We start from the raw sequence: 12,143 nt of genomic DNA, 5'->3' as shown, positions 1-12,143 counted from the left end.
TTTTATGACGGATATCACCATCGCCTTATCAAAAGGGCGGATTTTCGAGGATACTACGCCGCTACTTAAGTCGGCCGGAATCATTGCTAGCGACGACCCAGAATCATCGCGCAAACTGATTTTGTCCACCAATCGTTCCAATGTTCGATTGATCATTGTGCGAGCTACGGATGTGCCGACTTATGTGCAATATGGTGCGGCCGATCTCGGTGTCGCGGGTAAGGATGTGCTATTGGAACATGGCGGGGCAGGGCTTTATCAGCCGTTGGATTTGAATATTGCACGCTGCCGTCTAATGGTAGCCGTACCAGATGGATTTGATTATGAGTCTGCAGTACGACAAGGTGCACGACTGCGCGTAGCTACGAAATATGTCCAAACTGCGCGAGAACACTTTGCTAATAAAGGTGTTCATGTCGATTTGATCAAATTATATGGATCGATGGAGCTGGCGCCTTTAGTCGGACTAGCTGATGCAATTGTTGATTTGGTATCCAGCGGGAATACTTTGAAAGCTAACCACTTAAAAGCAGTGGAAGAGATCGTACCCATTTCGGCGAGATTGATTATTAATCAAGCGGCGTTAAAATTAAAAGCTCAAGCGATTCAACCTATTTTGGATGCATTTAATGAAACGGTTAAAAAATAATATAGAGATGTTCATTATTTACTGATGGTGCAGATAACACAACTCAATTCAACCGATACTGATTTTCAGCAAAATCTTGACAAGCTGCTGGCTTTTGAAAACGCGCAGGATGATGCAATCGATGTTGCCGTTGCCAAGATTCTTGCCGATGTCCGTGAATTAAAAAATAGTGCGGTCATAGAATACACCAATCGTTTTGATCGACTTTCGATTAATGCTGCACAAGACTTGGAATTAACACATGCTGATTTGCAACATGCTTTAGCGATTTTGCCGATTGAGCAACGTACAGCTTTACAGCAAGCAGCCGACCGGATTCGCGGCTATCATGAAAAGCAACTGTTAGCTTCATGGCAGTATCAGGATGGGAATAGTCTATTAGGTCAGAAGGTGACGCCCCTCGATCGAGTTGGCTTATATGTTCCTGGGGGCAAGGCCTCTTATCCTTCCTCGGTTTTGATGAATGCCATTCCAGCTAAAGTTGCCGGGGTCAAAGAACTTATTATGGTAGTGCCTACACCAGATCGGGAAAGAAATGATATGGTTTTGGCAGCCGCAGCAATTAGTCAGGTGGATCGTGTATTTACCATTGGTGGTGCGCAAGCGGTTGGTGCGTTAGCGTATGGTACGGAAACCATACCACAAGTCGATAAAATTGTCGGTCCAGGCAATGCTTATGTGGCCGCTGCTAAGCGGCGCGTTTTTGGTATTGTCGGGATCGATATGGTAGCGGGTCCTTCCGAGATCTTAGTAATATGTGACGGTAAAACCGATCCTGATTGGATCGTGATGGACTTATTTTCTCAAGCTGAGCATGATGAAATGGCACAGTCGATTTTGCTATGCCCCGATCAAGTATTTTTAAAGCAAGTTATGCAGAGTATCGAGCGGTTGCTACCGGAAATGCCTCGGCAGGAGATTATTCGTACATCATTGAAAAATCGAGGCGCCCTAATTCAAGTGCGAAGCTTGGATGAAGCATGTGAAATATCCAATAAAATTGCACCTGAGCATCTAGAGTTATCGATTGATCAACCAGAAAAATGGCTTGATAAAATCTATCATGCAGGCGCTATTTTTATTGGTAAAAATACCTGCGAAGCATTTGGCGACTATTGCGCGGGACCCAATCACGTACTGCCGACTTCTCGTACTGCCCGCTTTTCCTCACCACTTGGCGTGTATGATTTTCAGAAGCGGAGTAGCTTGATACAAGTAGGACCACAAGATACTGCCAAATTAGGTAGGATTGCCTCGGTATTGGCTCATGGTGAAGGTTTACAAGCTCACGCACGATCAGCAGAATATCGCTTTAAAGATTAGTGGCATAGCTGATTTTAATATTGATCGGTTGCGATGATCACTTCTCGTCAGCATCCATTGATTAAACGTTTAATCAAACTAGAAGAATCCACGCATTATCGCAAAGAAACAAACTTGACATTGCTTGATGGCTTGCATTTGATACAAACATATCGAGCCGCTTGGGGCTTTCCTGAGCAAGTCATTGCCAGCGAATCCTATCTTCGACATTGCGACAATTCAAAAAGCTTACATGAGCTTTTGGGCGTTGCTTTGCCAAAGATTGTGGTTGTAAGTGATGCGCTAATGCGGATAGTTTCTCCGGTTAAAGCGCCCACGGGTATATTAGCAATCATTGCTAAACCGGTGGTAGAGAAAGTTGACAATAATGTTGTGGAAGATTTTTCCCTGTTGCTAGAAAATATTCAAGATCCTGGCAACCTTGGTTCTATTTTACGTTCTGCTGCTTCAGCTAATGCCAATAACGCTTATTTATCGAATAACTGTAGTGATGCTTGGTCGCCCAAAACATTACGTGCAGGTATGGGGGGACAATTCTTTTTAGATATCTATGAAAATAGTAATTTAGTTAAAATTGCCCAAGGCTTCCCGGGTCAGGTGGTTGCTACTTCGCTTACTGCAACAAAAGACCTGTTTGATATTTCATTACGAGGCCCAGTAGCTTTCGTGTTTGGTAATGAGGGTAGCGGGATATCTTCCGAGTTGATGCAACAAGCTGATGAGGTTATTAGGATTCCAATGCCTGGTAAAACAGAATCATTAAATGTGGCTGCAGCAGCTGCGATTTGTATGTTTGAAAAAGTAAGGCAAGACAATATTGCTGCAGATAATAGGATTGATGCTAAATAACGCCACAGTGTATGATACGCAGATATTATCTATTTGTAACTTTCGGAGTAGTGCTTATGAAGATTTCTTTTTTATCATTAATTACCTTGTTGATGTTTTATTCATTTAATGTCATGGCGTTGCATCATGAGCCGCAAGACGCGCAAAATATACAATTATCCAATGACAGTTCGGCGAAAAATGAAGGTGTGGTGGTTGATGTGATTGATACAACTGGTTATACCTATATGGAGCTGGAAAATGCAGGGGGGCGTTTCTGGATCGCCGCACCTACTACGCAGGTCAAGAAAGGCGATCATATTCGTTATGTGAAAAACATGACGATGAGCAACTTTACCAGCAAAACGCTGAATCGCACATTCACTACTTTAATTTTTGTGACATCTACAGAAATCAAAAAATAAGCGAGTATCCACCATACAAGAATACATATAGTTTTCAGTCTGATTGGATATGTCTTAAATTTCCGGAAGAACGTCTTAGCATTCCGTGATACTGACGGCTAAGCCTCCTAATGAAGTTTCTTTATACTTTACTGACATTTCCAATCCGGTTTGTTTCATTGCTGCAATGCAATTATCGAGTGACATGAAGTGTTGACCATCTCCACGTATGGCAAGCGACGCAGCGGTATAAGCTTTGATTGCGCCAAAACCGTTGCGCTCAATACAAGGTACTTGAACAAGGCTACCGACTGGATCGCAAGTCATTCCCAAATGATGCTCTAACGCGATTTCAGCAGCATTCTCGATTTGCTCCGTGGATCCACCTTTAACAGCACATATGCCAGCCGCCGCCATCGCCGAAGCAGAGCCTACCTCGCCCTGGCAACCCACTTCTGCTCCTGAAATTGAGCTATTGTGTTTGATTAATCCGCCAATTGCACCTGCAACTAGCAAAAAATCACGCACTTGTTCGAGAGTAATACCTTCGTGTTTAACTAAATAATAAATGACTGCTGGTATAACGCCGGCTGCTCCGTTGGTTGGAGCAGTAACAACCATATGGCCTGCAGCGTTTTCTTCATTTACAGCCATTGCGTAAGCACAAAGCCAATCGTTCATATTGGCTTTGTCTGGTTGGTTTTGTAGTTGCTGATATAAAGCAACTGCACGACGCTTGATATTGAGCCCACCCGGTAACCTTCCTTCCGTGATCAGTCCTTTTTCTAGACAAGTGCGCATGGCATCCCAGATCGCATCGAGACCTTGATTCAGTTCTATTTCACTCATCCGCTCTTGCTCATTGCTACGTTTCATAGAGCTCACCGAATACTTACTATCGAGTGACATTTTCATCATTTGATTGGCGCTCTCAAAAGGGAAACCGCACGACTGTACTGGTTCAATTTTGAGAGGTGCGACGATTTGTCCAATTTCAGCAATGGTTGAAATAAAGCCTCCACCAATTGAGAAATAGGTTTCGCTAAGTAGCGTTTTACCTGTGCCATCGAGCAACTGAAAGATCATACCGTTAGGGTGCTCAGGAAGCGGGTCACTACGATCAAAAACGATGTCTTCGATAGGCTTAAAGTGAATTAATCTATCGTTATCGGTATAAAAAGAATTCTGTTGCCAGAGTTCTTGGAAAAGTGTGTTGACATCTATTTTTGCCAGAGCCTGCGGAGTATGTCGATACATACCTAAGGTAACAGCTCGGTCGGTGGCGTGACCCTTACCAGTAAAAGCAAGCGATCCTCGCAACGTGCAACGGACATGAAGAAAATCGGAAACGGTATTGTTGGAAATAAAATTTTCCAGAAGATCACGGAAGTTCTTAGCTGCTACCATCGGACCCATAGTATGTGAACTGGATGGGCCAATACCAATTTTGAAAAGATCAAGCGTACTAATAAACATACAGTAGTAACCTGTGAATAAAAAAAACATACTTAGAAGTTTACTACCAGCTTCTAAATTATCATGAAAGTGTGGATTTTACCGCAATGTGACAAAGATGTATGAAAAGGAATAAAGTTCGCTCGGCTTAAACTTAAAACAACTGCTCCAGCTAAACCTGTAATTTTCACTATGCACTCTGTTAGAAGGTGGTTATGATTTTTTTATGTGGTTGTTAATTAAATATATATGATGTGTTAATCTCAACTATTTGCTACATAGTATTGTAATCGATGTGTTCGGTATAAGCTTTTAATCATTAAATAAAGGGATGAATGCTTAACGATGAAACCAGATTTAGGTCATTTACTCAATCAAGATTCCACTAGTTTCAGAATACGTGATAAGCGCTTTGATGATTTTATCAAAAGCGTTCCCGGTGTTGCTTTTGAGTTTTGCGTTGATGAAGAAAAATATCGATCTTTACCTTTTATTAGTGAAAGTGTTGTTGACTTGATTGGTTATACTGCAGCTGAATGTATGGCCAATGTGAAAATTATTTTCGATAAGGTCCCTCTCGAATTTATTCCAGCTTTAGAAGCTTCTTTGCAAAATTCTTTAGAGAATTTAGTACCGTGGGTTTATGAATATCCTATTGAAACATCAAGCGGTGAGAAATGGATATGGAGCTATTCTATTCCGCAGCGCAATAAAAATAAGGCGACCTGTTGGCGTGGCATTATTATTGATATTACCCAACAAAAAAATATTGAAAAAACTTTGCGCGACAATGAGCAGCTTTTTCGTAGCGTAGCAGAGCTAGCGCCCATCGGTATCTTTAGAACCGATGCTGCAGGGGAATATGTTTACGTGAATGAACGATGGTGTGAAATTGCCGATGTGTGCGATGAAATGGTGTTGGGGTCCGCGTGGATTAACTGCGTTCATTCCGACGACAGAGTGCGCGTTCTATACGAATGGCGTAATACCGTACAGCAACAAAGGCAATTCGTTTCGGAATATCGATTCCAAACTCAGCAGCAAAAAATTAAATGGATTGTTGGGCGCGCGCAAACAGAACGTGATTGTCGAGGAAATGTGTTGGGTTATGTAGGTACTATTGCGGACATTACCGATAGGAAGATGAAGGAGATAGCGTTAGTCGAGTCTCGCAATCTTCTGGAAACAATTATCGATACGGCTCCCGTTCGAATTTTCTGGAAAGATAATGAATTAAATTATATCGGCTGTAACTCAGCTTTTGCTAAGGATAATGGGGCGGAATCGATGCAGCAAATTATTGGTAAAAACGACTATGATTTGCATGGCAAGAAACATGCGGATATTTATCGTAATGATGACCGCCATGTAATTGATACAGGTCTCTCAAAGCTGGCTTACGAGGAGCCCCGTAATTCGCCCGATGGAAGGATTCTGTGGCAAAGGACATCGAAAGTACCGCTGCGAAATCACCGCAATGAAATTATTGGTGTGCTGGGAACTTATCAGGATATCACTAAAGAAAAGCATACCTACGATTCGATGCGCTTGGCCGCAACCATTTACCAATCGAGTAGCGAAGCGATTATGGTGGCCGATGAAAATGATTTGATTATACAAATAAACCCAGCTTTTACACGAATGACGGGGTATACCTTAACGGATGTTCAAGGTAAAAGTCCGGAATTTTTGCGTTCTGGGTGTCATGATGCCGATTTTTATCAAGAAATACGCCGAACACTTTTTAACGATGATCATTGGCAAGGTGAAATCTGGGATAAACATAAAGATGGTACGCTACATGCAAAGTGGGTCAGCATTAGCGTGATTCGCCACAAAGATAATTGCATTCATTATTATGTATCGCAATTTACCGATATCACCGAAAAGAAAAAGAAAGATGAGTTACTTTTGTTCCAGGCGAATTACGATTCACTGACGGGATTACCAAATCGTAATTTATTTAAAGACCGGCTTGAGATGAAAATTCAAGAATCTCGCAAGAATGGTTCGTTGCTAGCATTATTATTTTTAGATTTAGATCATTTTAAAGATATCAATGATACTTTGGGTCATGATAAAGGCGACGAATTATTAAAGCAGGTTGCTATCCGTATCAAGAATTGTATCACGGAGCAGGATACCGTAGCCCGTTTGGGAGGGGATGAGTTTGCCGTAATTTTATCAATGATCGCTAATCGCACGCAAATCAGACTAATTGCGCAGAGTATTATTCAGAGCTTGAACGAGCCTTTTAATTTTGATCGTAACCAAACGGATTATTATATTTCGACCAGTATCGGGATCGTGTTCTATCCAGATGATGGCATGCAGATGAAAACTCTAATGAAGCACGCCGATCAAGCAATGTATGCCGCAAAACATGAAGGGCGTAATCGTTTTTCGTGTTTTACTCCATCCATGCAACGCGAAGCGCATGAGAAAATGATATTAATTCGCGACCTGCGTCAAGCTATCGAGAAAAATGAACTGCAAGTGTATTATCAACCTATCATCGATCTATCAAGTGGTTGTTTTGTGAAAGGAGAAGCGTTGGTGCGTTGGAATCATCAGCGCCGAGGGTTAGTTAGTCCGAGTGTTTTTATTCCTCTGGCAGAAGAGAGTGGTTTGATCTTAGAAGTGGGTGATGCGGTATTTAAGCATGCCATCGCGCTGATTCAGCAGTGCTCTGAGCGGTGGGGTTGTAATGTACAGATCAGCGTCAATATGTCACCGCTACAATTCAAGTTTATGAATAAGTTTAGCTGGTTAAAGGAGCTAGAGCGGCTCGGATTACCCGGTAACAGTATTAATGTTGAAATCACCGAAAGCCTTTTATTAAAGGACTCATCGGTTGTTCAAGAGCATCTACTCGAGTTCCACAATAATGGTATTGAGGTATCGATCGATGATTTCGGTACGGGTTTCTCGTCATTATCCTATCTCAAGAAGTTTGATATTGATTATTTAAAGATAGATCGGATTTTTATTAATCAATTGATGGAAAATGAAACTGATCGCACTTTGGTCGAGGCGATTATTGTGATGGCGCACAAGCTTAAAATTAAAACTATTGCAGAGGGAGTTGAGACAAAAGCGCAACAGGAGTTATTGATGCGTCTCGGGTGTGATTACGGGCAAGGTTTTTTATATTCGCAGCCTATTAAGGCAAAGGCATTTGAAAAATTATTGATGGATAATAATTGTATATTTCCGCCCAAACATCCTGCGCATTAGGCAGCAGCGAATATTTCAACATATTGATATCATTGCAAAAGTCCTTTGACACATTTCCAGATTATTGTTTTTATTGATATAAGATTTTAAGAAATGGGGTTTTGCAATAATGGAATGGACGCCCACTACCCTAAACGGCATCGAAGTGCCAAAGTAATGGTGCAATAAAGCCCACTAAACAAGAGAGGAGCGTCCGACATGAAGATTACAACGATAGGCATTGATTTGGCAAAAGAAGTATTTCAAATTCACGGTGTGGATGCGCAAGGCAGAGCTGTGTTACGCAAGCAGTTGCGCCGAAGTGAGATGGCGAAATTCTTTGCTAACCTTGAACCCTGTTTGATCGGCATGGAAGCTTGCGGCAGCGCACACCATTGGGCTAGGAAATTGGAATTCTACGGTCACACGGTGAAGCTTATGGCACCACAATTTGTCAAGCCATATGTCAAAACGAATAAAAATGATGTAGCAGATGCGCAAGCCATCTGCGAAGCAGTAGGCCGGCCGACGATGCGTTTTGTCACCAAAAAGACCGTTGAGCGACAATCGATTCTGTCGGTACATAGAGCAAGGCAAGGTTTTGTGAAAGCCCGGACGGCGCAGGGAAATCAAATACGTGGTTTACTTGCTGAATTTGGCATTGTTTTATCTCATAGAATTTGCACGATCACTCAGAAAATACCGGACATACTAGAAGATGGTGAAAACGGGCTGACACAGACCATGCGACAATTACTAGCACGCTTGACTGATCACCTGAAAGAACTAGATAGGCAAGTCAATGAACTGGAAATACAAATTCAGCGCTGGCACCAAGATAACGAAGCCAGCCGGAAGCTGGCAAAAATCCCTGGTCTTGGCCCCATTACCGCAAGCGCCATCGTAGCCACCTGAGGTAACGCACGAGAATTCAAGAACGGCAGGCAATTAGCGGCTTGGCTAGGTCTGGTTCCCAGACAACACTCAAGCGGAGGTAAGCAAGTCTTGCTCGGTATCAGCAAACGGGGTGATAGTTATTTGCGTACCTTGTTAATTCATGGTGCACGCGCCGTAATCCGGTATGCCGATAACAAGGAAATATCTGACAACTGGCTTGGAAAAATATTGACCAGGCGCAATAAAAATGTAGTGGCAGTCGCTTTGGCCAACAAAAATGCGCGTATTATTTGGGCACTCCTGACCAAAGGCACTTCCTTTAAGGCCAACTGCGTACCAGTGTAACTGGTATTGGAATTAATTTGATTAACAATCGATAAAACAGACTGGTATTTTAAATAGGGACAATTTTTCACAGATTGCTAGGGCAATCATGACATGATGGCGAATCTGGTAAGACCGTAAATAGCTTAACCTTAACGAGACCTGGCACTTCGAGTGCGCTGCAATGATCAGGGGCTATTTAGCGAATTCCATCAGGGATAGGAGAACCTTCTCCAACTATAATCCGAATGTATGGCTGCAATCTAAACCAATTCATCATCAACAATCGAATCCCTTGCAAATTGTGGGCGCCCATGTAAGGTCTCTATTAATGATTTTAATTGGATATCAAATAAATATTCTCACATAATCGACTCAAGCCTCTCTCTTGAAAGCGTGGGTTCTGCAGTAAAACATCGTGTTGTGCCAACAGCTCGATATTGGCATAGGAGCAGTAGCTTGTTAAGACTTCTTGCGATGTTACAGCAAAAGGTGGCCCTGACATTTCCAAATCCGGGTAGTCAAGTGCGATCAGGAGAATAGGGGAGTTTTTCGGTAAAATAGCCAATAAATGATTGACATACCGCTTACGCATTTCAGGTGGAAGTGCAATCATCGCGGCGCGGTCATAAACAGCTTGCACATGCTGTACATGCTCTTTTGTTAGATCGAAGAAATCGCCACATAAGATCTGTAAATGATCGTATTCTAGCTGAATGAATGGAGCAAATTCCGTACGCGTGAGGGGTAGATTATTTTCTTGGAAAAAAGATAATGCGGCTGAATCGCTCAATTCAACACCTAAAACTGCCTGTTCTTGTTGATAAATCCAAAGCATATCGTGGCTTTTGCCACACATCGGTACAAATACTTCACTGCCAGATGGTATGGCGAGACGATGCCAGTATTTTTGTAGATAGGGATTAATATCGGTTTGATGAAAATCAATTTCCTTACGTTCCCAACGATCAAGCCAATATGTTTTATGCATTTTTAATGGATTTTATGCGTGGAGCAAATTAAAAAGATTAAACGCCACGCTCGTAGAGATTAGAGATCGTTGAAACTTCCTCCTTTGAACGGGATGCTTGAACAAATTATTATAAAAAATTGACCAGAAAAGAAGGACGATTTATAAAAGATTTTTCTTTTATCGTACAAAATTATCACGAATCAGAGCGATTACTTCGTCCGTGCGCCCGTTTAGTACGGCCTTAACACCAAAGAGAGCCGTCGATGCAACTTGGGATACTTTAATTTCCGGTGGCATAACAAGCTCCATTCGATTGACATGAACATCCAGGATGCCAGGTTTATCAGAGGCAAGCCATTCTCTCATAGCGGGTTCTAGGTCACTGGTTCGTTTGACCTGCCAGCCTTCTAATCCACAGACTTTTGCTAGTTCTCCGAAATTTGGGTTTTTCAAACCAGTAAAATTATCCAACAGTCCCTCGACACGTTGTTCCATTTCAACAAATCCTAAAGAATGGTTGTTGTACACCAACAACTTTACCGGGATATTTTCTTGCGCAAGTGTTAATAAATCCCCCATCAGCATGGTCATGCCTCCATCTCCGCACATTGCGATGACTTGACGATGAGGATATGCCAACGCGATACCGAGCGCTTGTGGATAGGCATTTGCCATCGTGCCGTGCGATAAGCTTGTCAGGAAGCGCCGTTGCCCGTTAGCCGTTAAGTGACGTAACAACCAAACTATTGGTGAACCGCCATCGGAAGTGAAAATAGCATCTTTTGAAGCCAATTCGTCCAGCATGTGTGTGACCGTTTGCGGATGAATAAGATCCTCGCCGGATTCGGCGTGATGGCTATAAGCTTCTATATCTTTTTGCCACTGCTTGCGAGCGGATATTAAGAAACCGTCATCATTTTTATCTAGAATCTTGGGTAAAATAGCTTTCACGGTTGCAGCTACATCACCAACCAGTCCTAAGTCTACAGGTGTGCGGCGACCAATGTGCAATGGTTCAGTGTCAATCTGAATAATTCGAGCGTCTTCTGGATAAAACTGCGTATAGGCAAAATCGCTGCCCATGCACAGTAGCAGATCGCAGTTCTGGAAAACGTGAAGTCCGGCTTTATTGCCGAGAATACCTGTCATTCCAACGTTATATGGGTTGTCGGGTTCGATAAATTCTTTAGATCTAGATGTGTGAGCGATAGGTGCTTTGATTTTTTCAGCCAGCATCATCAATTCTTTTCTAGCGTTTCGCGCGCCAATCCCAGCATAAATTGTGACTCCTTGGGCGGCATTGATCATTTCTGCCATTTTTTCTAGGTGATTTTCGTCTGGATAAATGACTGGGGTAGAACGATGTACAGCCCAAGGGATATCGTCATCGGAGATTTCATTGAACATATCACCGTTGACCACAATTACGGCTACGCCGCGTTTCATGAGTGCAGCTTGCGCTGCCATTACGGTAATCCGTCGCGCTTGATCAGGGTGGCGAATACTTTCACAAAACACCGAGCACTGCTCGTATATTTTGACTTGATCGACTTCCTGTGGGTAGTTTAGCCCTTCTTGAATACGATCAACCTGGGATGCAACGAGAAGAACTGGTGCGCCATTGCGATGGCTTTCATAAATGCCATTAATGAAGTGCAGGCTACCTGGACCACAGGTGCCTGCGCAGACTGTTAGTTCTCCGGTCATGTAGGCTTCGCCACCCGCTGCAAATGCACCAACCTCCTCATGACGAACATGCACCCACTCAAGACTGGTTCTACTGATCACATCAGTGAAGTGATTGATTGTATCCCCAACAATACCATAGCATCGCTTTGCTCCAGACTGAATGAGAACATCGACGATAATTTCTGAGACAGTTTTACTCATATTGACTAATCTTTTTATTTATTGAAGAATCGTTTTTTTGTTGTATAAGTACCAAGATTCTACGGTCTATTAACATTGGATGGTAATATTCGATCAATGATGAAGTTTGGTCGAGGCTAGAGAAGATTTTGCTTGAAGAAGCCGTTTATAACAAGTGCAATTTTCGGCTTGGTGATAGATGGGG

The 12,143-nt window shown here is 42.6% G+C and carries 8 protein-coding genes and 1 pseudogene; 6 read left to right on the top strand and 3 right to left on the bottom strand.

The features are described 5' to 3' along the window. Positions 1-4 precede the first annotated feature (4 nt). Genes hisG through W03_RS06735 form a run of 4 tightly spaced genes read left to right on the top strand, consistent with a single transcriptional unit; the run spans position 5 to position 3,225 of the window. On the top strand, positions 5-649 hold the full coding sequence (gene hisG / locus W03_RS06750) for an ATP phosphoribosyltransferase (RefSeq protein ID WP_244072247.1): 645 nt from the start codon (positions 5-7) through the stop codon (positions 647-649). 24 nt (positions 650-673) lie between these two features. Further along, a complete protein-coding gene (hisD, locus tag W03_RS06745; RefSeq protein ID WP_244072246.1) occupies positions 674-1,972 on the top strand; it encodes a histidinol dehydrogenase in 1,299 nt (432 codons plus the stop codon). A 33-nt stretch (positions 1,973-2,005) separates the two neighbouring features. Beyond that, positions 2,006-2,821, top strand: a complete 816-nt coding sequence (locus W03_RS06740; RefSeq protein WP_244072245.1) for an RNA methyltransferase — start codon at positions 2,006-2,008, stop codon at positions 2,819-2,821. Between the two features lie 56 nt (positions 2,822-2,877). Then, positions 2,878-3,225 (top strand): hypothetical protein, encoded by a 348-nt coding sequence (locus tag W03_RS06735; protein WP_244072244.1) that lies wholly within the window; start codon positions 2,878-2,880, stop codon positions 3,223-3,225. Between the two features lie 75 nt (positions 3,226-3,300). Here W03_RS06735 and W03_RS06730 read toward each other — a convergent pair whose 3' ends face one another. Next, a complete protein-coding gene (locus tag W03_RS06730; protein WP_244072243.1) occupies positions 3,301-4,680 on the bottom strand; it encodes an L-serine ammonia-lyase in 1,380 nt (459 codons plus the stop codon). A 324-nt stretch (positions 4,681-5,004) separates the two neighbouring features. Between W03_RS06730 and W03_RS06725 the strand changes: the two genes are divergently transcribed. Both W03_RS06725 and W03_RS06720 read left to right on the top strand, forming a co-directional pair. Then, positions 5,005-7,896, top strand: a complete 2,892-nt coding sequence (locus W03_RS06725; RefSeq protein ID WP_244072242.1) for an EAL domain-containing protein — start codon at positions 5,005-5,007, stop codon at positions 7,894-7,896. Between the two features lie 198 nt (positions 7,897-8,094). Next, positions 8,095-9,117: pseudogene (locus W03_RS06720) on the top strand (IS110 family transposase). A gap of 316 nt (positions 9,118-9,433) precedes the next feature. Here W03_RS06720 and W03_RS06715 read toward each other — a convergent pair. Beyond that, on the bottom strand, positions 9,434-10,087 hold the full coding sequence (locus W03_RS06715) for a thiopurine S-methyltransferase (protein ID WP_244072241.1): 654 nt from the start codon (positions 10,085-10,087) through the stop codon (positions 9,434-9,436). Positions 10,088-10,246: 159 nt separating this feature from the next. Continuing rightward, entirely contained in the window at positions 10,247-11,959 is a 1,713-nt protein-coding gene (locus tag W03_RS06710; protein WP_244072240.1) for a thiamine pyrophosphate-dependent enzyme, read from the bottom strand. Positions 11,960-12,143 lie beyond the last annotated feature (184 nt).

The organism is Nitrosomonas sp. PY1 (assembly GCF_022836435.1).
In the GTDB taxonomy this organism is placed as follows: domain Bacteria; phylum Pseudomonadota; class Gammaproteobacteria; order Burkholderiales; family Nitrosomonadaceae; genus Nitrosomonas.
This window is presented reverse-complemented; position numbering and strand designations above follow the sequence as displayed.